At 41.1% G+C, this 23,133-nt stretch carries 19 protein-coding genes and 1 pseudogene; 12 read left to right on the top strand and 8 right to left on the bottom strand.

Annotation, left to right across the window (positions count from 1 at the left end; genetic code table 11):
- The 4 genes from ACYTXL_RS28165 to ACYTXL_RS28180 all read left to right on the top strand — a co-directional run.
- Positions 1–2,069: COR domain-containing protein (locus tag ACYTXL_RS28165; RefSeq protein WP_461927531.1), on the top strand; the 2,069-nt coding region annotated here is incomplete at its 5' end.
- Between the two features lie 153 nt (positions 2,070–2,222).
- The gene (locus tag ACYTXL_RS28170) at positions 2,223–2,978 is read left to right on the top strand and encodes a ParA family protein (RefSeq protein WP_461927532.1); all 756 of its coding nucleotides are present in this window, start codon (positions 2,223–2,225) and stop codon (positions 2,976–2,978) included.
- Positions 2,975–4,132, top strand: coding sequence for a ParB/RepB/Spo0J family partition protein (locus tag ACYTXL_RS28175; RefSeq protein WP_461922584.1), 1,158 nt, complete (start codon positions 2,975–2,977; stop codon positions 4,130–4,132). The genes ACYTXL_RS28170 and ACYTXL_RS28175 overlap by 4 nt, the downstream gene beginning before the upstream one ends.
- Positions 4,133–4,223: 91 nt before the next feature.
- Positions 4,224–7,094, top strand: coding sequence for a DEAD/DEAH box helicase (locus tag ACYTXL_RS28180; RefSeq protein ID WP_461927533.1), 2,871 nt, complete (start codon positions 4,224–4,226; stop codon positions 7,092–7,094).
- A 14-nt stretch (positions 7,095–7,108) separates the two neighbouring features.
- Here ACYTXL_RS28180 and ACYTXL_RS28185 read toward each other — a convergent pair.
- Positions 7,109–7,315: pseudogene (locus tag ACYTXL_RS28185) on the bottom strand (ParA family protein); the annotation flags it as partial.
- A gap of 157 nt (positions 7,316–7,472) precedes the next feature.
- Here ACYTXL_RS28185 and ACYTXL_RS28190 point away from each other — a divergent pair.
- The 5 genes from ACYTXL_RS28190 (at position 7,473) to ACYTXL_RS28210 (ending at position 11,260) form a co-directional block, all read left to right on the top strand.
- On the top strand, positions 7,473–7,688 hold the full coding sequence (locus tag ACYTXL_RS28190; protein ID WP_461921436.1) for a hypothetical protein: 216 nt from the start codon (positions 7,473–7,475) through the stop codon (positions 7,686–7,688).
- A 61-nt stretch (positions 7,689–7,749) separates the two neighbouring features.
- Entirely contained in the window at positions 7,750–9,459 is a 1,710-nt protein-coding gene (locus ACYTXL_RS28195) for a DEAD/DEAH box helicase (RefSeq protein ID WP_461927534.1), read from the top strand.
- 19 nt (positions 9,460–9,478) lie between these two features.
- A complete protein-coding gene (locus ACYTXL_RS28200; RefSeq protein ID WP_461927535.1) occupies positions 9,479–10,519 on the top strand; it encodes a hypothetical protein in 1,041 nt (346 codons plus the stop codon).
- A gap of 21 nt (positions 10,520–10,540) precedes the next feature.
- Positions 10,541–10,801 (top strand): hypothetical protein, encoded by a 261-nt coding sequence (locus tag ACYTXL_RS28205; protein ID WP_461927536.1) that lies wholly within the window; start codon positions 10,541–10,543, stop codon positions 10,799–10,801.
- A gap of 12 nt (positions 10,802–10,813) precedes the next feature.
- Entirely contained in the window at positions 10,814–11,260 is a 447-nt protein-coding gene (locus ACYTXL_RS28210; protein WP_461921440.1) for an HNH endonuclease, read from the top strand.
- 142 nt (positions 11,261–11,402) lie between these two features.
- Here the strand turns inward: ACYTXL_RS28210 and ACYTXL_RS28215 are convergent, their stop codons facing one another.
- The 6 genes from ACYTXL_RS28215 to ACYTXL_RS28240 form a co-directional block, all read right to left on the bottom strand.
- Positions 11,403–15,977: an NACHT domain-containing protein gene (locus ACYTXL_RS28215; RefSeq protein WP_461921441.1), complete on the bottom strand. Its 4,575-nt coding sequence runs from the start codon at positions 15,975–15,977 to the stop codon at positions 11,403–11,405.
- Positions 15,978–16,088: 111 nt separating this feature from the next.
- Positions 16,089–16,262 (bottom strand): hypothetical protein, encoded by a 174-nt coding sequence (locus tag ACYTXL_RS28220; RefSeq protein ID WP_223278229.1) that lies wholly within the window; start codon positions 16,260–16,262, stop codon positions 16,089–16,091.
- 92 nt (positions 16,263–16,354) lie between these two features.
- A complete protein-coding gene (locus ACYTXL_RS28225) occupies positions 16,355–17,605 on the bottom strand; it encodes a hypothetical protein (protein WP_461921442.1) in 1,251 nt (416 codons plus the stop codon).
- 3 nt (positions 17,606–17,608) lie between these two features.
- The gene (locus ACYTXL_RS28230; RefSeq protein ID WP_189525058.1) at positions 17,609–18,181 is read right to left on the bottom strand and encodes a hypothetical protein; all 573 of its coding nucleotides are present in this window, start codon (positions 18,179–18,181) and stop codon (positions 17,609–17,611) included.
- A 37-nt stretch (positions 18,182–18,218) separates the two neighbouring features.
- Positions 18,219–18,668, bottom strand: coding sequence for a hypothetical protein (locus tag ACYTXL_RS28235; RefSeq protein WP_094343752.1), 450 nt, complete (start codon positions 18,666–18,668; stop codon positions 18,219–18,221).
- A 186-nt stretch (positions 18,669–18,854) separates the two neighbouring features.
- Positions 18,855–19,712 (bottom strand): tyrosine-type recombinase/integrase, encoded by an 858-nt coding sequence (locus ACYTXL_RS28240; RefSeq protein ID WP_461921443.1) that lies wholly within the window; start codon positions 19,710–19,712, stop codon positions 18,855–18,857.
- A 401-nt stretch (positions 19,713–20,113) separates the two neighbouring features.
- Between ACYTXL_RS28240 and ACYTXL_RS28245 the strand changes: the two genes are divergently transcribed.
- The 3 genes from ACYTXL_RS28245 to ACYTXL_RS28255 all read left to right on the top strand — a co-directional run bounded on the left by ACYTXL_RS28245 (position 20,114) and on the right by ACYTXL_RS28255 (position 21,821).
- Entirely contained in the window at positions 20,114–20,488 is a 375-nt protein-coding gene (locus ACYTXL_RS28245) for a type II toxin-antitoxin system RelE/ParE family toxin (protein WP_461921444.1), read from the top strand.
- Positions 20,485–20,811 (top strand): helix-turn-helix domain-containing protein, encoded by a 327-nt coding sequence (locus tag ACYTXL_RS28250; protein ID WP_461921445.1) that lies wholly within the window; start codon positions 20,485–20,487, stop codon positions 20,809–20,811. The genes ACYTXL_RS28245 and ACYTXL_RS28250 overlap by 4 nt, the downstream gene beginning before the upstream one ends.
- Positions 20,812–21,167: 356 nt before the next feature.
- The gene (locus tag ACYTXL_RS28255) at positions 21,168–21,821 is read left to right on the top strand and encodes a DUF1295 domain-containing protein (RefSeq protein ID WP_461921446.1); all 654 of its coding nucleotides are present in this window, start codon (positions 21,168–21,170) and stop codon (positions 21,819–21,821) included.
- Between the two features lie 31 nt (positions 21,822–21,852).
- On the opposite strand, the gene ACYTXL_RS28260 is transcribed toward ACYTXL_RS28255, so the two are convergent.
- Positions 21,853–23,109, bottom strand: a complete 1,257-nt coding sequence (locus ACYTXL_RS28260; RefSeq protein WP_461927537.1) for a hypothetical protein — start codon at positions 23,107–23,109, stop codon at positions 21,853–21,855.
- Between the last annotated feature and the right edge of the window lie 24 nt (positions 23,110–23,133).

The following is a 23,133-nucleotide window of genomic DNA, read 5'->3' on the forward strand; positions in this document are numbered from 1 at the left end:
TGTATTTAAGTAATAACCAAATAAAGACGCTGCCAGAAGCAATATCTGATCTGCAAAACCTCACAGCGTTGTATTTAAGTAATAACCAAATAAAGGCACTCCCAGAATCTATACACCAGTTACAAAACCTTACTAATCTCCAATTAAACGGCAACTTGATTGAAAAGCCCCCACCAGAAATTGTGGCAAAAAATACTGAGGCTATTAAGAATTACTTCCGGCAACTGGAAGCACAAGGTAAAGATTATCTGTACGAGGCGAAGTTACTGATTGTTGGTGAAGGAGGCGCAGGTAAGACAACACTGGCTAAAAAGATTGAAAAACCAAATTATCAACTTCAAGAAGAAGACTCAACAAAGGGAATTGAGGTGATAAAATGGAGTTTTTCGATGGATAATGGGCGAGAATTTCGAGTCAATATTTGGGACTTTGGAGGACAAGAAATTTACCATGCTACTCACCAGTTTTTTCTCACCAAGCGTTCCCTCTATGCCTTGGTAGCGGATAATCGCAAAGAAGACACCAATTTTTTCTACTGGTTAAATGTGGTGGAATTGTTAAGTGATAATAGTCCAGTATTAATTATAAAAAATGAGAAGCAAGACCGTCCGCGTGAAATTAATGAACCACAATTGCGGGGGCGATTTAGCAATCTGGAAAAAATCTTAGCTACTAACTTGGCTACTAATAGGGGTTTGAAAAAAGTATTAGACGAAATCAAGCATTACATAAAAACCCTACCCCACTTTGGCGCACCACTTCCCAGAACCTGGGTAAGAGTCCGGGAAGCGTTGGAGAGTGACTCCCGCAATTACATCAGATTAGATGAATATTTGCAAATCTGCCAAGAAAACGGCTTCACCCAACAGAAAGACAAGTTGCAGTTAAGTAGCTATCTGCATGATTTAGGTGTTGGTTTACATTTTCAGGATGACCCCATTTTAAACAATACTGTCATTCTCAAACCCAAGTGGGGAACTGATGCAGTTTACAAAGTTCTAGACGATAAAAAGGTAATTCGCAATTTGGGCAAGTTTACCTGGAAAGATTTGCAAAACATCTGGCAGGAAGAACAATATGCCACAAAGCAAGGCGAACTTCTGCAACTGATGATTAATTTCAATTTATGTTACGAAATTCCTAACAGTCCTAAAACTTACATCGCGCCGCAACTCTTAACTGAAAAACAACCTGAATATGAATGGGATAAAAGCAGTAACCTCATTCTGCGGTACACTTATGATTTCATGCCCAAAGGCATTATTACCCAGTTCATAGTCGCCATGCATAGGTTGATTGATGGCCAAAAATATGTCTGGAAAAGTGGCGTTATTCTCAGCCACGACAATACTAAGGCAGAGATTATTGAATATTACGAGCAACGGGAATTTAAAATCCGGGTTGCAGGTCTACACAAAAGAGACTTGTTGACCCGCGTTACCCACGAGTTCGATAAAATTCATGATTCTTATAAACAATTAAAAATTAATCAGCTTATTCCTTGTAATTGCTCAGTCTGTAAAAATCAGCAAGATCCACACTTTTATAGGTTTGAAAATTTAAGAGATCGGATTGCTAATCAAAAATATGACATTGAATGTGATAAAAAACCCTATGAAAAAGTGAAGACCTTGAGCTTAATTGATGATGTCATGGACAGAAGCCAACTTATTGAAGAGAAAGAACTAAAACAAAGCGGAGAGAATTATAATATTCAAGGTCAAAATATTATATTTTTAAATGGAGATAAATTGGTGAAACCACCAGGAAAAAATGAAGAACAGGAAGTGCAAGTTACTCTTCCTTGGGCTTTCCGTAATGGAATCTTCTATTTGCTTGTATTCTCAATTGTCTTTAACACTGTAGGTATTTTTGCTGGATTTCTACCAATTTATTCGCTAGCACTAACTATTATTGGTACCACTGTCCTTATCGTATTAATTGGAGTGTTACAACTGCGTCAAGATGACCGCTTGTCCGATGAGAATTTTGTAAAGTTGATAACAATGGTACTGGAACAGTTGCCTTTAATAGGTAATTTAATTAAGCATTTTACAGGAAAAAAATAAATAGAAATTTTGGGCGTATTACAAGTCTAAGGAATACCTTCCCTCAAGTGAGTGTATTCTCTCCTAGAAGCAGACCCAAAACAAAAATAAATATTGCTTTTTGACGTATCACCGTTATCTTAAGTTGTAATGGTGCAGGTAAACCACTCACTTATGAGCCGAATCATCGCAGTATTTAATCAGGCGGGAGGTGTTGCCAAAACCACCCTTACCCAAAACCTGGGCTACCAAATAGCGCAATTGGGTCATCGCGTCCTGCTCATCGACATAGACCCCCAAGCCAGCTTAACCATTTTTATGGGCTTGGTTCCAAGAGACATAGAGCAAACTGTCAACAATGCCATTGTGGATGAACAACCTCTGCCAATTCATGAGGGGATTCACGGCATGGATTTAGCACCTGCTAACATCTCTCTGAGTACGGCAGAAATGCAATTGGTTAACGCTTCCATGCGTGATTTTCGCCTAAGAGAAGCCATCGAACCAATTGAATCAGATTACGATTTTATCTTAATAGATTGCCCTCCCAGTTTAGGGCTACTGTCTTACATCTCTCTTGTAGCTGCCACTCATGTTCTCGTGCCTCTGGAAACCCATTTCAAAGCCTTTGAGGGAACAGGTGAATTACTAAAAACGGTCGCTACAGTACGCAACAAACCAAACCGCAAATTGCAAATAGCCGGATTTGTGCCTACAAAATATGATGGTCGTAACTCCCAGGACACTCGTACCCTAGCAGCCATCACCGAACAACTAGCAAGCGCCGGAACTGTCTTTGCCCCGATTCCTCGCTCCACTGCTTTTGTTGATGCTTCAGAAGAACGAATGCCTTTGGCAGTTTACGATCCCAAACACCCATCTGTTGCAATCTTGAAAAAAATAGCCCTTAGTTTAGAATCCTTAAAATGAGACACACTAAAGCCAGTCAACCCCTCAAAAGTAAAATTGATGTGCCTTGGGACACCACAGGCATAAACAATGCCGATTCTCAAGTGTCCCTGCCATTAGACCAGATTATTCTGCCGCCTAATCAACCGCGTCGTTACTTTGATTCTGAAGCATTAAAGCAGTTAACTGAATCCATCAAACAGCATGGCATCTTGCAGCCCTTGTTGGTACGCCCTCTTGATGGAGAGAAACACGAATTAGTCGCAGGAGAGCGCCGCTATCGTGCTGCCCAAGAGCTTGGACTTCAAGTTGTCCCTGTTGTCATCCGAGAATTAGACGATAACGCAGCTTTTCAACTGGCACTGATCGAAAACTTGCTTCGGGAAGACCTGAATCCAGTCGAGGAAACCGAAGGTATTTTGCAACTGCTGGCTCTCAAACTAGGTCGAAACGTTGACGAAATTCCGCCATTACTGCGCCGCTTGCAACACGAACGTAAGGAATCTGTTAAATCTTCCAATAACGTTATTGGAAAACATGAATTTGACTCAGAGCAAGTTGACAATAAGGTGATTTTCAACGAGGAAGGCGAGAAATTAGATGATGAAAATAACGTTATTGAGAAACCAGAAATAGATTCATCTGATGCTGACAATAACGTTATTGTCAAAGATGAAGATGATAAATTAGACACTTCCAATAACGTTATTGGAAAGGACGAAAACGATAAGCAGTCAGACTCACCCCTTGTAAATCCAGATCGAAAAATCGTTGAAGAAGTGTTTGATGGCTTGGGTTTAATGACTTGGGAATCATTCGCCAACAACCGGTTGCCACTACTAAATCTCCCAGAAGACATCCTTTCAGCACTAAGATTTGGCTCACTTGAGTACACCAAAGCCAAAGCTATCGCCCAGATTCAGAAATTAGATGATCGCATTGCCTTTTTAGAACAAGCTATTGCCCAAAACTGGTCTTTAAGCGAAATCAAACAACGTATCAGTGAGAAGAAAAGCCTAGCCTCTACCCCAAACACCGAATCGAACAATTACAAAGAGCGCTTTACTGCTGCGACCACCAAGCTAAGAAAGTCCCGTATTTGGTCAGACCCGAAGAAGCTCAAGCAGATAGAAAAACTACTTGCACAACTGGAGACGCTGACAAACGTTGAGTAACCTTACATATCAAAACCAGGACGTAGAAGGCAAAAGGCTCAAATATTTTTTATACTAAGCTTTAGTGCCTTTCATTGATGTTTAAGTGACCATGCTAGAGTCAGAAAAATTTATCCAGATAGTACAAGCTTGGTTAGGCTATATCAGGTTAGAAGAACTGACTCAAGCTGAGGTCGAGCGTTCTTCAGATATTTATTCAAAAGTAGTAGATAAGGGAGTGCAGCTTGTTGGCAACAAACTACTGTTAGATAGCGAAGTATTTACGCAATTCCAGCAACAGCAGCAAGCAGCTAAAAGAGGAAACAAAAATGATGTTCAGATGGCTGTTGCTTTCCCACAAATCTATATAATCAACGGCAAGGGCAAAGAGCAAAGGCTGAAATACCTACCTCTGTTTACAATTGATATTTCACCCATATTCAAAGGTAATTACCGCAAAACTGGCTGGGACTTGACCGAGTACGAGTTTCAGCCAGTGGTTGTTAACTTAATGCGGCTGTACGGGCTAGAGGAGGAGCAAACCGAATCACTGATTGTTGCGTCAGGAATTGGAAAATTTTTAGAAGATACATTTAAAGGAAGATTCCCAACGCTTCGAGACTTTCTTGAACTGGTGGACTTACCCGAAGGAAAGTACAAAACCTCTCGACAACCTTATTTGCTTCGCTGCGACTTTACACCCTATAACGCCCTCCTTAAGCAAGACATACAAGAAATATTCAAGGAACTTCAACAACCTGACTCTAAGGCTGGATGGCTAACTGAAACTCACCCAGCTATGCAGTACCTTTGTGGTCAGCCACAATCACCCAGAGATGAGGTGATATTCTGGGGTGCTTTTCCCTCCCATCCGCCTGATGAATTTCAAGCCTCTGTCTTGAAACACGCCCAGGAGAATTTACTAACTGCTGTTTGTGGGCCACCGGGGAATGGAAAAACGGAGGTGTTTCTGCACCTTATAGCACAGCAAATAGTAAATCGGGCGTTACGAATTGTTCACGGTGAAGATGATACAAATAATTTAATATTCTTTGTCGGTGCTAATAACAGCACCGTTAAAAAATTCCAACAACGACTGGCTATAGATTCTCCTGCTCAACAGTTTTATCTTCCTGGTGGCAACCAAACTATTATCCGTAAGGAAACGTTACCCAAACTGCAATCAACCCAAGATTGGCTGCGTAATACTGAATTTAACCTAGATTCTTGGCAACAAGCCAAACTCGAATTACTCCAAGCAGAAAGTGAAATTCAGCAACTTATAGAGCAAGACCGCTTTAATACTGCTCAAAAAGTTATTGACATTGAACGGCGATCGCAACTGGATGTAGAAATACAATTACTTAATAACGATATTGCTGCCAAGTCTTCCGAGTTACAAGCCCTAACTGAACAGCTATTAAGTTTGTCTGATTATGCAAATTTTCCCCTTGATGCCTACCAGCAAATACGAGAAGAGTTATCCCAGGCAGAACGAGAACTACCAAAAGAGTCTGACTCCATCACCAAACGCGCCTTGAACTGGCTTAATGCTACTACCGATCAACGAATTTTTCGCCGCTTGGCTTTGCGAATCAACGCAGCTGTGTTAAACACCTTGGCGACAGGGCATCCTTTTCAGACCCCCCTTGACCACCCTAGTTTAACCACAGCCCAGGCTTCTGTTAACCAAAAACTAGATTTATCACAACAATGGCAGAATCTTCACCAAAAAGTCACTGAAATTCAAACCCAACTAACAGCTTTAAATAATGAACTAGAGCTAAAACAAGCAGAACATCAACAAATTCAGAAACAAATCGATAGTTACCCACAAGGGGATTTCTATAATCTTTTTTACCGCGACCACAACCAATTACAGCTAGAACTGTTTCAACGTGCCTGGGCGTTTCTGTTGCAAGAAGTTCTCCGACGCAAGGAGAGCGTTATGAGGGCTTTAGAAACTTACGGCAGCGTATTAGCAGGGGATGGAGAGGCATTGCTAAAACTGTCAACTGATAGTGATGCCATCTACCGTGACTTGAGCTTGATTTTCCCTGTTATTACCTCCACCCTCCAATCAATGCGTAATATGTCGCCAATTCTTCAGCCTAATATCATCAAGCTGGCACTGGTGGATGAAGCGGGGACAACTCTTATACATCAATTATTTCCCTTGCTGGTGCGATCACAACGGGCAGTAGTGGCAGGCGACCCCCAACAAATTGAGCCAATCGTTAACATGAGCGACGATAGCATCAAGCAATATCTGAAAACTGCCTTTCTGGATATGGGCATGGGGAATGAAGATTACTATCGCTATGCACCCACTGCCAAATACACTGCCACTGCTTATCATCGCGCTGCTGGCGCTAGTGGCACAGAATCCGATTTAGGCAACGGCATTATCCTCTCTAATCATTACCGTTGCACCCCACCCATTATTCAGTTTTGCAGCCCCAACTATCCCGGTGGTCTACAAATCCTTTCAGATTATACCGAGGAAGCAACAGTCAAGCACCTGCTGGCTTACCATGTCGAGGGAAGCCACACCCATAATACCAATCCAGAAGAAATTGATGCTGTAGAAACTATAATTGCGTCCTTGCTAAAACATGGGTACTCTACTAACTCGGATGACAACTCAAAGACAATTGGGGTGATGTCGCCGTTTTCGCAGCAAGCTAACGCGCTCAAGTATCGACTATCTAACCGTTGGCGAAACTTTTCTTGGGATGATATTGGCACAGTTCACACCTTCCAGGGAGGAGAGAAAGCAGCTATTATCTTTTCTCCTTACCAGTGCCACCAAGAGCATAGTTTTTGGTTTCTTAACCGCAAACCCAATTTACTGAATACCGCCGTTAGTAGAGCAAAGGAATTGTTTATTTTGGTGGGCAATCTCAGGGAACTAGAATTAGCTGGCGGTGAAACTAAACGGTTAGTTGAACATATTCGCAAACATGGGGAAATTCGCTCTTAGTTAGGTTTGAATGTGGCATCAGCAATGGTTTTTTGTAACTGAGATGGCACTAACCCCATGAATTTGGTCAAGGACGCTTGGGGGTCTACGTCGATGAGGAGAACGCGGTGTTTTCGTCGTGCTAGGTGGTATCCCAAATTTTGGGTCAGTGTCGATTTGGCGACACCACCCGCTTGGTTAAACAGGGCGATAATGCAGCATTGATTGTCAGAAGTTGACACTGGCTTTCGTTCCTAGAAGATACGTTGACATTTGGTCAACCGGCTCGGTTTTAGTTTCCAGTTTCTTGAAGTGTATCAGATGAAGAGAAGTCCTAGCTAAGACAGTAATTTCAGCAGTAGACTTTATATAAGAAAGCAACATTATTAAGTCATTGCTATGACAACCAAACAAGCCATTTTTGAAGCGATTGAACAACTACCAGAGCAGCACCTTGCAGATGTGTTGCAGTATGTTCAACAGCTTGCTCGTACTCAGAAATCACCAGATTCAACCCCCCCCACTGACAGTAGCGACCCCCTGGCAAACTTCATCGGTGCAGTATCTCATGGCTCCTTGGCTGCCAACTTCGACTCGGAACTCTATGGCGACTAAGTGCTGAACTGGTCAAATGTGCGTGTGCAGTGTGGTAAAAAGTAGCTATTAGGGGTGCATCATGGAGACAAACTATACATTTAAATTCAATTCTGACACTGCCTTGTCAGCTCTAAAAGCAGCTAAATACGACCCTATTAACTTCTACCAAGCGCGTTTAGACCTGTTTAGCCTCTCGGTAATGGCAGACTATGATCAGCTAATTTGCCTGCCCACACTAACTGCTATTGACAAATACTGGTATCAGATTGAAACAGCCCGAAAAGTACTTAGACAACTGGGTGGACGCGCATTACTAGCCGATGAAGTCGGATTGGGCAAAACCATTGAGGCGGGACTAATCATAGCCGAGTACTTAGCAAGGGGTATGGTACAGTCCATGCTGGTGTTAACTCCCGCATCCCTAGTTTCCCAATGGCAATCAGAGTTAAGTGACAAATTTAATATTGCTACTATCACCACAGATAACCGTGACCCGCAACAACCGATAGACGAATTTTGGACGAATAATCCGCGAATTATCGCTTCATTAAACACGGCTAAGTCTGCTAAACATTATCCCCACGTCACCAGTCGCACTTGGGACTTGGTTGTTGTCGATGAAGCCCACCACCTGAAAAATCGCACTACCCTCAACTGGAAACTGGTCAACGCCCTCAATAAGCGGTTTATCCTCATGCTCACTGCTACGCCAGTGCAGAACTCCCTTATTGAACTGTTTAATCTGCTGACCCTCCTCAAGCCAGGACTGCTACAAACAGAAGCCGCTTTTAAAAAAGAATATGTCGATTCCAGGAATGGACGAGTCCCGAAAAATCCCGAAAAGTTACGCTCTCTGATGCGGGAAGTCATGGTGCGAAATACCCGCGCCCTAGTAGATGTCAAACTGCCCAAACGCTTCGCCACCACAATTACTGTTACCCCAGCAGCAGGCGAGGAGAAACTTTACCAGGACTTGAGCGAGTATCTACGTTCTTCAGAAGACAAGCTAGACAGACTCTCCCGCACCAATTTGCTAATGCGTGCTGGTTCATCCCCTGGTGCTTTGGCTGACTCCCTCAAGCAATTGACCAAACGCCTACCTGATGAAGAACTGAAGTCTTTAGCAAGACGAGCATCTCAAGTCAAGCAGGTCGAGAAAGCAAAAGTATTGGTAGAGATGCTCTCAAAATCTTCCCAGAAAACCTTGGTCTTCACAACCCATAAAGCAACTAGCACTTATTTGGCTCAAACTCTGCAAGGTGCAAATATCCCCTTTGCAGAATTTACTGGGGGGATGTCCCTTAAACAGAAAGATGAGGCGATCGCCGCATTTCGAGATAATGTTTCTGTACTGCTGGCATCGGAAACAGGCGGAGAGGGACGTAACATCCAGTTTGCGAACGCGATCGTTAATTATGACCTCCCCTGGAACCCAATGAAAATAGAACAGCGCATTGGTCGTATCCACCGCATTGGACAAACCCAGGATGTTTTTATTTTTAACTTTTGTCTCAAGGGCAGTATCGAAGAGTATATTCTGCGGATCTTGCATGACAAAATTAATATGTTTGAACTAGTGGTCGGAGAGATTGAAACAATTTTAGGGAACGTGGATGATGAATTTGACTTTAGTGAAATTGTCATGGATATCTGGCTCAAGCATCAGATCAAGCCCGAATTAGATACAGCCTTCGAGCAATTGGCAGATAATTTGTTGAAAGCCAAAAACCAGTATCAGCAAATTCAAGAACTGGATGAACAGATTTTTGGCGAAGATTTTGAAGCTTGAGAGATTGATTTGAATAAATATGTTATCAGACCCAATTATTGCTACCTTAGAAAAAATTGTTTCTCTGCATGACGGAATAGCAGAACCTGCTGGTGAACACATTTTGAATGTGTTGTTGACAGAAAATATAGCATCGCTGCTTTCGCTCCCCGAAGAAGTTACTTTTACAACTATTGCTGATGTACCCCAAAGTGTTTTTGTTACTTATCATTCAGAAGTCTTAAATAAGCTATCTGAACTATTAGCTGTTAAAGGACTTATTAGTGCGTTGGGTGTTAAAATCGATGGACATCTGAAAAACACAGGCTTTGAGAAAATTTTATTGGAGAGACTCGCACCTCAAAATGGCTTAATTCGTTTTTTAGATGCTAAACCAGAAATTACTCGTTACATCTTGTGTAATGTGGCTTACACAGCGAATGCTTCCGAAAAAAGGATTGGTTTAGTTTCGTTCATTATCAATGAAATAACAGGAGTAACACCAGTAGAAATTGGGGATGCTTTGTTTTGGGAGTCTGACCTAATGACTGTGGAGCATCAAGAGACACCGTTGGCGATCCCAATTGAAGAGTTGTTGAGGTTAATCGAACATCAAAGTGCAATATTGATTGGAAAATCTCTAGATAATTGGCAGGCTAAATTAACAAGAGCAAGAGCTAGGGATGAAGAAAGGCTCAAGGATTATTACAACACGATTAGCGACTCGATTCGCAACAAGATTGAGTTAAAAAAATTGATTGGTGATGAACTAGATAAAGAACTAGCACGAATTGAAGCCACTAATAGAGAGTTAGAGAGAAAATTGTTAGATATCCAAGAGCGTTATGCAATGAGTGTAGAAGCTTGGTTGCACAGTGCAATGATTATCCATCTCCCTACGGTACATATTCAGTGTGAGTTGCAAAGGAAGAAAGCGAAACGGACTGTAACAGCAGTTTGGAATCCGTTCACTAAAATTCTTGAGCCGCTTCGCTGTGAATTATCAGGAGAACCTGTTTACAATTTCTATTTAGATGACAAGTCAGCTAAAATTATCTCACCGACAGTCTGGATAAAGTAATTTATGACAATCAATTTACCTATGAAATTGTCACACTTGCCCAACAGTTTACCATTAGATGGTGCTGTCCGCATCGAGCTAGTAGAAGGAGTGCCAATATTTCGAGCTTCCAGCTTAGTACAGGGGCGAATTGAAGCCTTATTAATTAAGCAAAAAGAATCTACACTGACTTCAGAGGAAGAAAAAGAATTAGATGGATATGAAGAATTAGACGATTATCTTAGTTTGGTGAATCGGATGATCAGGAATTCATCGCTAACTCAAAACCAAAGTGAATTATAGGGAATTAGAGATTTGTCTGCGAATCGTTACATTAGTGAAGCTACTCAAAATCAAGTACGACAACGAGCCAAGTCTCTGTGCGAATATTGTCACGCATCGGAACAATGGCAATATGTTTCCTTCACTGTAGACCATGTAATTCCTCTGACCAAAGGTGGTGCTAATTTAATTGATAATTTAGCTTTGGCTTGTTTCCATTGCAATCGCCAAAAATCAGATAAACTTAAAGCCTTTGATGAACAGTCGTTATCAGAAGTACCCTTATTTAATCCTCGCACTGATAGTTGGCAAGAACACTTTATTTGGTCAACAGATACACTCTCGATTATCGGCTTGACACCTACAGGACGCGCCACAGTCGCAGCATTAGCATTCAACCGACCTAGAATAATTAATATTCGTGATGCTGATAGAGAAATTAGGCGGCATCCACCACCAGATGACCCAATTCAAGGCTGAAAATTTAAAATGGCTCAGACCATCGCTTAACTAAAACTAAAAAAGTGTGGGTAAATGGCGAAAAGAAAAACTGAATATTAAAACCAAAGCCTCATAAGTAGAGCTGACATTTTAATTAATCATTTTAAAATACAGAATTAATCTATCTTTCAAACTCCTGTAAGGCTTTGTCTAATCCGTAGGCTCCCGTCTCAGTCAGACTATCAACTAAATCAAGACAGCGCGATCGCAAGTTTTCATCCTTACTTTGACTGTACACGCGGATCAGCAATTCACTGATTTTGTCTGCATCTGATGCACTACGGGTGCGGATGTCAGCAGCCATTAAACTAAAATATGTAACAAATTTTTCACATACGAGATAAGTAATATCTGGTAGTTTAGCTGTTGTTTTTTCGAGTGCATAAATTAAATCTTGACAATCTGTTTCAAATGCACGGCTTTCAACAAATGCCTGAACCAGACTGACATACTCACCTAGTTGTTCTCCCTCCAAGTGGAAAAAGCAACCAGCAGCTTCAACACGAACTTTCTCGTCAGAATCATTGAAAAGTTGAGTTAACCCAGTTTCACAGAATTCACGGAAATGTGCTGACTGAAGGTTAGCAACAAATATTTCAGCAGATGCAATACGATGTAATTCTGTCCCAGAAAGGCAACGCTCTGCAAATGAATGCGCTTCCTCTATTATTAAAGATGATAAACAAGTTTGCCTAGCACCAACCCTTACGACCTCTGGTAGATCAGAACTAATCATTCGTTCTAAAATTGGCGCTAATTGCTGAAAATGTGTTCGTAATGTGTAGTATAAAAAATCTTCAACAGTAGGTGCGGCTAGAAATACATCCTCAGTTTTACAAAGTTCTAAGAAAAGACTGACAGCTACATCCCTGTTATAGTTCAACATTGCTGTTAGTGCCTCAGCAGCAAAAGACCTCACAGCTATAGAAGGATCTAGGACTATCTGCTCTATAGGTATTTGGAAGTAAGAAGCACGACTTTTATCAGCAAAAATTAGCTCGGCGATCGCTTTTACCGCACTGCCACGCGTGGAGTTGATTCCCGCATCAATAATATTACCGCCGTAGTTAGACTCTCCACCTGAAGTTTCAGTACGCCACAACTCTTGCTCTGGATCAGGATCTTCTAAGGCGTACCAGACCACAATATCCAAAGCCTCGTAAGTCCAAGGCAGTTCAGCTAACTTTTGAATTAACCAACAAATCTGGTGTCCACAGGGCCGTTGGGGCAGTTGGTGGCAGCGTTGGCATACATGAAGTGCGGTTTCGACATCTAGTCCAACTTCAGCAATCCCCTGTAAAACTGCATTAAAGTAGGATGAATTAGCATTATCTGGAAACCGCCAGATTAACGAGGCAAAACGTGTAGGCTCCTTCTTAACTTTACTTTCCAGAAGACTTGATAATTGATGCGCCCCTCCTATAAGTTCCCCAGTACCTTGAATTTTAGTGCCTAAATCATCGTAATCATAACGAGCAATAGCTTTAAGCCATTGCTCATCAGTCATTTTTTCTGTCGCAGCTTTTGGTATCGGAGATCCAACTAAATGAACTTCCATTGGCTCTGGTGGCTCTATCTTCCCTGATGCCTCCAACAACTTTAAATTTATAAACTTACGTCTCAACTCCTGTAGCCGACGATTGACAACCTCTGTGCGTTTATGGGGAGGAATGGCATCTAGCAAAACAAGTTGTGGATAACCTCGAAACGAACGACCATCAGTGCTTTTCTCATAGTCGGTGTGGTAATCAATAATTACTGCTTGCAGGTTTATTAACTTTTCTTCTGAGGTATGTGGAGTAGTTGCTTCTATCATCTGTCGTGTAGCCCAATAAGGAGCAGCACGAATATTCCCATTACCAGATGCTCTGTATCCTGTTTTGAGCCTTGAAGGTTGTTCGCACAGATAATCTATAGCCTCCGAAGCAAATCTTTTGCCATTAGCAGCGTAAGCACGAATCAACAGGAACTGAATTGTTTCAAAATTTGAGCCGCGAAGTTGCTCAAGAGCGAAGTTAGCAAAATCTTCAGGGTTGTTTGCAGCTAAACTAGACAGTGCTACTTCCATCTCCATTAACAATTTGTGCCGTATATCGTAGCCTCTGCCATAAGGTCGGTAATACCATACTGAATCATACCAAGGTGGATTACCTTCCCGTATAGCTGTTAATTCCATAACACGGAGCATGAAGGGAAATATATGTTCAATAAATGCTTTTGGAGCATTTCGTGCAGTCTCTGTTAAAATTCGTTCATTAAATTGACTGTGTGGCAGAGCGCCAGATTTGCGTTCAAACAGATTAGGTTGTCCAGCAGCGATACTTAAATCCAGATATCGATTGAGGTAACAGCTAATAGCTTCACAAGCCCAGTCAGGATGCTGCTTAGGTAAAGAATAAATTTGCATCCAGAAGTCACGGCTGTTATCGATGATCTTTTCTGCTTGGTCAAGAATACCTTCACGAATCAACCGTAGAAATAGATCAAAGAAACGACGCCCTGCGCTGATTTGAGCGCCTTGCACAAGGTTATTGAGCCGATGATGCCATGCTTCAGATGCACCTACAAAGGGTTCCATTAACTCAGCAACCTGCTCCGGGATCTGCCTTTGCATAATCGATAGCAGTTTTACCGTTTGGTCAACACGTTCCTCATTTTTATCTCTTAGCCACTGTTCTATAACTCCAAGGGATTTTAACAGTTTAAACCAGTTTACAGAGCTATACAAAGTGCGCCAAACTTGTTGTGTAATAGGGTCATTTTGATTACCAATTAGTGGAGCAATAATATTCCATTCTTCTTCTTTGGGGACATTTAGTGTTGCAAGCAGGGCAAATATTACCTGTTTTATGTGAAAGCGAATATCAGAGCTACTGAGCAATTCTTTGAGATTATTGAGGTAGCGGTCAAAATCGTCTTCGCGTTCATGGAGAAGAATTTGGCGAACTTGGGCACGTCGAAATAAATGTTGTTCTTCTCGTCTCCCTAAAAACGGAAATAACTTATGACCACGAGATGCAAAGCGACGTGCAAAAGCATAATCAAAAAAACTTTCATGGAAAAATGAAATACGCTTGCCTTCCAAAATTAAAATATGCTCTGAAGCCATTGCTTTAGCATCGTGTTCAAATTCATCAACAACCCTTTCAGGAGCAGACAAGCTTTGCTGTTGCTGACTACTCATATAATCACATAGCGCATCAATTACCTGCGTCCATTGAGCAAGGCGATCAAGACGCTCTCGCACTTTTTCGTTTTTGCGTTTCCAAAACAGGTCGTATAGTTCCTTTGCTGTCTGAAAGTTTAAAACATCTATTGTGGTATCTTCGGCTATTTCTGCAAGCAAACCCAAATGTAAGGGAACAGATAGTAAATCAAGCTGCTTGTCACCTAGTCGTGTCGCATCTAAACCTAATTTTTCGCTAACAACTTCTCTTACTTTTGAATAATCAAGGCGATTGATCGCCACAACTTTAGCGATGCCATTTTCGCCGCCCAAACGCTTTAATCTGTGGTCATTTTCTAAATCGAACTTGCGGCAAGCCAGCAACACACGAATGTTGGAATGGGCTTGGGCTTGCTTAATAATTTCAGCAACACAATCAAAAAACTGCGGATTTCGACCAGATGCTAGACTTACAGCATCAAGCTGGTCAATAATAAGCACACAATCTCGCCTTTGAGCGATGTTGGCTAAAACAATAGCCGGAGAATCGGGCAAATCGCGTTGCTGTCCAATACTCTTGGGTAAAAACGTTGGTTCTAAATGATCTACACGAAAAGCTAATACTGGAAAACCTTGATTTTGCAGCTTCTCTAATACTTGGAGCATAACACCGCTCTTACCGACCCCCGCCTCACCTACTAGCAAAATGCTCTGCTTTTTCTCAGTCAATTCCTCAAAGGCAATTTGAGCCTCATAGCGAGGAATGATATCACCGGCGATCGCCTGAGTATCACACAGGGAAGAAAAATAAAGATTATTTGCAGTCTCAACAGCAGCTAAAACATGGGGGTCATTACCCCACTGGCGACGGCGATATTTTCGTTCATGTAGCAAATAATGCCAAATATCATGTGCCGTCAATTCCTGATGAATCCTTTCTAGGGCTAATTCAGCTAGTTCAATTCTGATTGTTTTTGGATCGCCGTCTACTAAAGCTGCGAGAAGACTCTCAATGGTACGAACAAGAAAATCCTCACCAACTGTTTCAACACTAACTCGCTTTAAAGCTTCAAAAGCAGCAATTTCAGAACAATTGCCCCATTTTTGGCGGAGTGTGTTGAAGTTACCAGATAGTGTCTTGTTAAGAAAAGCACGCTCAAACTCTGCCCAAGATGCAGCGTCTCTTGCTCGATTGGCTAATTCTTTGAGTTCCTCTGCATCTTGAGTAGAAATGAAGACACAAGAAGCTTTTGGATCACTCAGTTTTTTCCAAAAGTCTGATAAAACTTGTACTTGTGTATCCTCCAAAGCCTTTAATGGCCAACCTCTACGCCCACTTTTTTGTCGTTTAACTTGGTGGTACTCCAATTTCCCGTTGCGACGAATAAAGAACTCGAAAGCATCCTCACCTGGTTCTTCTAAACGGATAGAATCTGCTTTCTCATCCATGACATCTATCATGCAAAATACAGTCCAGCGACCTTCGTAGCGGTTGCCAATTTTGTCGGTCTCTCCACCAGGTAGGGGCATATAATCTCTGTCTCTGAGCAGGCTGCTTTGGAAGATGTCGTGCGTTGTCTAAAGTTAGCGGGAGCTACTTGGGTGGCACTGCTACCAAACATTAGTGATATGATAGCGACTTCAATCCAACCCGTCCATCAATAGCTCGGACATCTCCAGTTGGTCGCGGTTGCGGTTATCGTCGTAAAGAAGTGTATTTAATTTTGCGTGTCTGCTAAGTTTTTGGGCTTTACGCACATTGCCAATCAAAAATTCCTGCTCGGTAACAGCGCTAGTGTCACGGTAGGGCTGCACTGGGATACTTTACACACACCCCGCTTCATTGAGTATGGCTCTATGGCTGGCTTGTCGTTCGTAGAGTAAAACATGAACAGATAAATTAGTAACTATTTATATATATCTTTAGTTATTTGATAATCAACTCGTTTTTGTCTTAACCAATACCTAATACGTTCTGCTGCTTTATTAATATCAGAGACATAAATCGATTTATTACTTGAATTATTCAAATTAATTTTTTGCTTTTTATCGTCATCCATTTTGAAATAAACTATTTTTCCATCCATAGTTGTTAGAGATAATAAATCTCTATATTTTCTTTTTTGGTCAGGGTCTTGTTGGTTTAATGAAGACCTCTCCTGGGTTTTCACAGAAACTATACTGTAAAAAAGATATTCACAAGTTTCTTCATCTACACACGCACCTTTAATAAAATTCCAATAGCATTTATAGTAAGAAAGAGAAGTTTCGCATAAAAAGATTACAAAGCACTCATAAATCCCATACCTGTATTTACCATCAAGTCCTTTTTCTTCATAAACATCATTATTATCTATTAATAAGTCGGTGTACCTATTTTTTATTTTTTCCAGTTCTCTATCTGTAATGAGGATGCGACTCTCTGAAAGCTCACGAGAATTAATGCCAATAAAGGAAAGTATCGGGTCTTGGTCTTCTAATTCTATTTTTAACTTGTCTTTACCCAACTGAATCAAATGTAATTTGTCTCTTTCTAACCATTCATCTACTTGTCTTTCTAAATCAGATATATCGTAAATACCAGCATTTATTATTTGTTCTTCCAATGAATCTATTTCATTTTGAGTTTGCTGGCATAGGTTTTCTAACATAGGAATTTTTTTTTCGCACCAATACCGGATATTTTTTAATTTTTTGTATATATAAATATAAACTATAACTATTAGAATAATGGTAAAAATCAAAAGATTATTTCTGATGAAAATAGTAAAAATAGCTGTCAAAATTAATAAAATTATAAATAATAATACAAATAGCAAAAACACTAACTGTATCTTATTTTTGCGTATGCGTGTTGAAATCGTCTTTTCAATTGTATTTAAAGCCAAGGTAACTTTTAAATTTATAGGTTTTAAATCTATATATATTTCATTTAAAAAACTAGAAAATAATTCTTTTGTTAGAAATGGAGGAATTGGAATTGGGCGTAATAAGAAACGTTCAATATCTAGTATAAGTAGTCTGGCACTGAGTAATTGTTTTTCATAGTAATGTAATTGTTCTTTTAAATTATTTTGTACAACTTCAAGCTGAGGATATGATTCGTTTTCACGATGTTTTTTGAGAAGATCAAAATATATTTTAATTAATAATCTCATAACTCATTTGTCTTCTTCTAGTGCTTGTACAAGTTTAGACATTCTTTCATCATCAAGATGAATAAGAAGACTCAGTTTTATATTTCTTACTCGAATTTTTTTTCCAGATTCTATTAAATTTTCTAGATATGAATAATAATCAGATTTTGTGAAGTTAGCAAACTCTTTAGAACGAGATTTAGCATTGTTAAGATAGTAATGGCAAAAATTGAAAACTATATCTAAAACTTGGATTTCAAAATCAGTATAGTCATATTTATTCTTATTTCGTAAATTTTGGATTTTTTTTATAACTTGCAAAACTTCTTTACCATAAGCAGAGGGTAACTTTTTTAAAGAACAAGAATCTGATTTTTCAAACATCCATTCTACAAGACTACAGAAACTATCTTTAAAATTATCTAGCTTACTTTGAGAGTTTATGACGAATGTTTCAGCATTTATCGTGTCAACCTTTATTCCAATACCTTCACTATCACGAAGTGTCTGCAAAATTTCTATTTGCACACCAGGTGGTTTGGAAACTTGCTCAATGTTTGCATCACATTCAATACAAAACTTGCTATGTTCAGTCAAATTTTTGTAGCCGCATATAGGACAGTCCATATTTTTATCAACCGATGCTATCTATGTCTGCGCCTATAATTTTCTTACTTTGATTAATATCTTGTTTGACTGTTGCGGTTCCCTTATTCATCTTGTTAGCTTTTAATCCAGTCACATCCTCAGATCCATCCATATTTTGGGCTATTTGTAGCTTGGGATTATTTTGTGGAAAAAATCTGGACAACTGCTCAAATAGTTCTTTATCCTGAGCTAACTTCTCCTGTAGAATGTCCCTCAGAATTGACTCATAGCGTTCTGGTTTCTTCTCAAAGTTTTTTAAGACATTTAAAGCTTCTTGATCTTCCTCACCATTCCATCTCACCTTAAGCCACTCAAAAATAGTTTTAGCTTTTTCATAGGCATCCTGACCTGCGGCACCAGCAAATTCTTCAGCCCCTTTTTTTACAAAAGGCGTTAGAACTGTCATTATGGCAGTGATGAGGCTTATGGGTTCCATAGTTATACTGTAACTGAGTTATAAAAATAATACACTTCAGTAAAGTACTATTTGGGAACAGGGAAAAAACTTTGTGTAAAATTTACATGAATTTTACAGATGGTACTGACTAGGGAAAGACAGCAGGGTTATATCTAACTTTGTCATACCGTATTTAGCCTCAAACCCTAAAAATTTTTCTAAAATTTAAAATGGCTCAGACCATCGCTTAACTAAAACCTCCCCAGAACTTCTATCAGGGCTTACGTGCAGATATTTACTCGTGGTATCCAAACTTGTATGCCCTAAAGTAGCCTGAACCAAATGCACCGGAACACCTTCATCTAATGCGTGGGTAGCATGACTGTGCCTAAACCAATGCGCTGAAACATTCATGGCATTCTCTAATTCTGCTGCCCTCGCCGCCCTTTTCACCACTCGGTCAATATGGGAAGGGGCCAGAGGTCTACCCGTAGCACTGGCAAACACAGGCGCATCTTTCAACGCCTCATCACGCAGTGCCATTAACTCCACCCATAGCTCCTGGGGAACATGGACTCGGCGAGTCCGCCCCCCCTTGCCATAAACATTAATCTGCCCACCGCCACCGCGAGAAGCGATCGCATCTTTCCAACGTAACCCGCACAACTCAGACACCCGAATCCCAGTTAAATACAAAGTCTTTAAAATTAACCGATTGCGCTTGTCAGTTGTCGCTGCAATCATCGCATCCACATCTGCCGGTGTAAGAATACGCTCAACCAAGGTGTCTTTCGGCTTGGGCAACTTGAACTGCTTGGGAATCGGACTGCGAGAAATCGGCGGTTTCTCCATACTGGTCACATAGGAAAAAAACGCCTTGAGGATATTGAGATGCTTAACCTTGGTCGTGTCTGCCTCTTGCAGGAAATCTAACCAATCCCGAACATGACGGATCTGGATTAGGGCGATCGCTTCCACCGAGGTAAAAGTTAAGAACTTGCGAATGGTATTGTGATACGAAGCCCTTGTTTTACCATGATGCACGTCCAACCATTCTTCTACCAACTCAGTCAGCGTTCTCATACAAGGGACAGGTGTGTGATGAGTAGAAAGCTACTATTACACTCCATTATCCCTGGAAAGGTGATGCTTTCGTGAATGACTTCACACACTTAACCCAGGCTTATCAATCGTCACTTCCACAACCCTCATTCTTTCGTTGATTGATAAGTTTTACTTAATTCCCTTCATCAGGTGGAGGAATGCACCATGAAAGCTGGATGCAATATCAGATTTAGGAGAAATTGATATCATGATTGATATCAACGCGGATCTTGATCCGCCCCGCAAGCAGATTTTCACCCCAGGTCAACCATCAACGGTAGTCTACATTGAAACCAACTGGAATAAAACTTACCTCATAGGTCGCGCGCGGGACATTTCATGCTATTGTCTGACTTGTTTTATAGTAAATTTCATATAAAATGGACGATGACGAGGATATTATAGAAATTCCTTTACGACCTCTGGTTTGGATGGGAGACTCTCTCAAAAATATCCGCTCATTTCCTGAAGAAGTGCGTGCATCAGTAGGCTATGCGCTGCAATTAGTGCAAGCAGGGGAAACACCAATGGATGCCAAGCCTTTTAAGGGGGTTGGAAGTGGCGTGTATGAAATTGTCAAACGCTACGATACCGATACTTACAGGGCAGTCTATGCGGTAAAGATTGCAGAGAGAATTTATGTCCTGCACGCTTTTCAAAAGAAATCAAAGCAGGGGATTAAAACCCCACAGGCTGATGTTGACCTGATTAAACAACGCTATAAGGATGCGGTAGCCAGGGAGAAACAACAATGACACAGGAACCCGTTTTTGAAGAAAGCAGTGGCAACGTATTCGCTGACCTCGGTTTAGAGGATGCGGATGAACTTTTTACGCGGGGCAAGATAGGGATTCAGGTACTGCGCCTTTTGAAACAACGTAACCTGAAACAGCGTGAAATCAGCGAACTTCTTGGCATTCCCCAACCAGAAGTATCTCATTTAATGAAAGGAGAGTTTCAACGGTTCAGCGAGGGCAAACTCCTCATTTTCCTCAAGCGACTCGATACGGAAATCACCTTACATCTTCGCCCTCGTAACGCGCCGGGCCAATCTGCTGAAACTGTGATATCGCTATAGGGAGGATGAAAAATTCAGCTTAATAAAAGTTTGGACTATGATGCTAAACAGGGGCTAACCAAGACTGACCTGTGTGAGCGGATAAATATCAACGGCAGTCAAATCAATCAATGGGCAACGATGCTCAACGTTGAAGAAAGATGAGTACCTGTTTGAGTTGACTGGCTGGAAGAAGCCGCTCAATGCTCGGCGGTACTTTCCGGTGTTGGAGAACGAGCAAAAGCTAGCTGCAAAAACTAGTCAGTAGTCCTGCTCACAACCCCACCCTGGCAAGGCGCTTTATGGGTATTAAGCAAAAAAAGTTGAAGTAACTGAGAATAAAGACATAAAAATCAATAGAGAACAATATCCAGATCATGAAAGCCAAGTATGCCATCAATCTCCACAAAGGACTAACATTTTTTTTCATACTAGGACTTATGTTTGTTTACCAGAATTTCACTCTAGGGCCTTGGGTGTATTTAGCACTTCACAGTACTTATGGATTTCTGTGGCTATTAAAAGACCGCATATTCCCAGACAAACAATGGGAGCAATTAGTTTCTATTCCACAGGGGATTTTCATCTTTCTTATGGTGAATCTATACTGGATAGCACCTTTTATTCTTATTAGTAGTGGCACAGTACCACCACTACCATTAGTGGCAGTAGCTATTTCTTTAAATATCTTTGGTGTGTTTCTACACTTTGTAAGCGATGCCCAGAAATACTATACCCTGAAGTATCAGAAGGGATTAATAACAGAAGGGTTCTTTGCTCGTTGCCGCAACACCAATTATTTGGGGGAAATATTTATTTATACTGCCTTCGCCATGCTGACTCAACACTGGCTTCCATTTTTGATTCTCGGATGTTTTATCAGCACAGTATTTATTCCAAATATGCTTAAGAAAGACTCTTCTTTATCTCGTTACTCTGAGTTTGATGACTACAAAAATCGTTCTGGGCTTTTATTCCCCAAACTGTTTTTAATGCCAGTTTCTAAGGAACAAGAAAAGACTGTTATTTAAAATCACAAAATTCCACAGCGAACGCATAAATTTACGCATCAAAATCAATCGGCTTACCGTTGAAATGGTTGTAAATATCCTCTGGGTTAAACCAGCTTGGCAGTGTACGCTCTGCCTCTAGATATTCCTCACCATTGTCATCAAGTAAGCCACGAACAATCTTAACTCTGGACAGTGGTGTTTTTCCGTTAGCTGAGAATTTTTGAATGAGGATTGTACCCGCCTCCCTCATTGCTTGTGTACCTTCTGGATAGCTTGAATTCGTGTCATTGTGGGTGATACCAGTTACATGAACTTTTGCTTTTCTAGTGTCTGTCAGATGCAGTTTGTAAAACTTTTCTGCGGGTTCACCAATCAATGATTTCAGGTTGGTGTACTCATCAATAAGCACTTGTTCAGGCGTGATAGTCGCAGATTGTTCTAGGTCATTTTTACCCTTAATTCTTAATAGCCAATGCTCACAGAGAGTATCAAGAGCAGTACCTATCTCTAACTCGGACTCTGCAATATTTTGAGTATCAAGATACCGCCATGCTTTGGAGTTATCCCCAGTTGCGTGACGGTCAATCAAGTAGTAGATGGGAATCCCTAAGCAATGCTTTCTCACAAGAGCTATAGCCGCGCTCGTGTAAGTTTTACCTGACCCCTGGCGACCGATTAACCATAGTGGGGTTAAGTTGTCGATAATCTTCCACAACCATCCGTCTTCATGCCCTTTGAGCGCTTCTATAAGCTCGTTTGCTCGTTGCTGGTCAACTGATTGCTGATTGTCATTTTCTGCGATCGCGCTCTTGGTTTTACCCTCAATCTTGCTGCGTTCCTGGTCAGCCTTGGCTTGATCTCGCAAATTCTCAGCGATGGTTTTATCCATCACAGAATGATTAACAGCACGGGCTTTCATGAAGTCCTCTAGCTGAATACGTGCCTTAGCGCGTTCGTTTTCCTCATCTGTCAAGCCCAGCGCTTTACGTTCTTCTGTGTCCAGTCCTGACAGCCCATCTTTCAGGCGTTCAGTATAAAGCTGGGTTGAATGCTGCTTAATTTCACGTTTGTACTTATTATGCTGCCAAGTTGCATAGTCGCCAGTCTTTTCAAGTTCGCCCAGTTCATAATCCGTGCGCTTGAGGCGTTGCGAACGCACGAGCAAACAACCCACGACACCCCATAGCCCAATAACCGCAATCCCATATCCTAGCAACTGATTAGGGTTGTCTGTAGGCAAATCACGCACCCATTGAATAGCATCGCGTAGGGAATGATGCTGCCATACAATCCGTAGCGCTGCCATTCTTCAGTCAGGACAAAACGCGGC

The sequence above is a fragment of the Nostoc sp. genome (assembly GCF_054880495.1).

What these genes read in the sequence shown, in the direction of transcription:
- ACYTXL_RS28170 (WP_461927532.1), top strand. Translation starts at nt 2,223, where the DNA reads ATGAGCCGAATCATCGCAGTATTTAATCAGGCGGGAGGTGTTGCCAAA.
- ACYTXL_RS28175 (WP_461922584.1), top strand. Translation starts at nt 2,975, where the DNA reads ATGAGACACACTAAAGCCAGTCAACCCCTCAAAAGTAAAATTGATGTG.
- ACYTXL_RS28180 (WP_461927533.1), top strand. Translation starts at nt 4,224, where the DNA reads ATGCTAGAGTCAGAAAAATTTATCCAGATAGTACAAGCTTGGTTAGGC.
- ACYTXL_RS28190 (WP_461921436.1), top strand. Translation starts at nt 7,473, where the DNA reads ATGACAACCAAACAAGCCATTTTTGAAGCGATTGAACAACTACCAGAG.
- ACYTXL_RS28195 (WP_461927534.1), top strand. Translation starts at nt 7,750, where the DNA reads ATGGAGACAAACTATACATTTAAATTCAATTCTGACACTGCCTTGTCA.
- ACYTXL_RS28200 (WP_461927535.1), top strand. Translation starts at nt 9,479, where the DNA reads ATGTTATCAGACCCAATTATTGCTACCTTAGAAAAAATTGTTTCTCTG.
- ACYTXL_RS28205 (WP_461927536.1), top strand. Translation starts at nt 10,541, where the DNA reads ATGAAATTGTCACACTTGCCCAACAGTTTACCATTAGATGGTGCTGTC.
- ACYTXL_RS28215 (WP_461921441.1), bottom strand. Translation starts at nt 15,977, where the DNA reads ATGCCCCTACCTGGTGGAGAGACCGACAAAATTGGCAACCGCTACGAA.
- ACYTXL_RS28225 (WP_461921442.1), bottom strand. Translation starts at nt 17,605, where the DNA reads ATGAGATTATTAATTAAAATATATTTTGATCTTCTCAAAAAACATCGT.
- ACYTXL_RS28235 (WP_094343752.1), bottom strand. Translation starts at nt 18,668, where the DNA reads ATGGAACCCATAAGCCTCATCACTGCCATAATGACAGTTCTAACGCCT.
- ACYTXL_RS28240 (WP_461921443.1), bottom strand. Translation starts at nt 19,712, where the DNA reads ATGAGAACGCTGACTGAGTTGGTAGAAGAATGGTTGGACGTGCATCAT.
- ACYTXL_RS28245 (WP_461921444.1), top strand. Translation starts at nt 20,114, where the DNA reads ATGGACGATGACGAGGATATTATAGAAATTCCTTTACGACCTCTGGTT.
- ACYTXL_RS28250 (WP_461921445.1), top strand. Translation starts at nt 20,485, where the DNA reads ATGACACAGGAACCCGTTTTTGAAGAAAGCAGTGGCAACGTATTCGCT.
- ACYTXL_RS28255 (WP_461921446.1), top strand. Translation starts at nt 21,168, where the DNA reads ATGAAAGCCAAGTATGCCATCAATCTCCACAAAGGACTAACATTTTTT.
- ACYTXL_RS28260 (WP_461927537.1), bottom strand. Translation starts at nt 23,109, where the DNA reads ATGGCAGCGCTACGGATTGTATGGCAGCATCATTCCCTACGCGATGCT.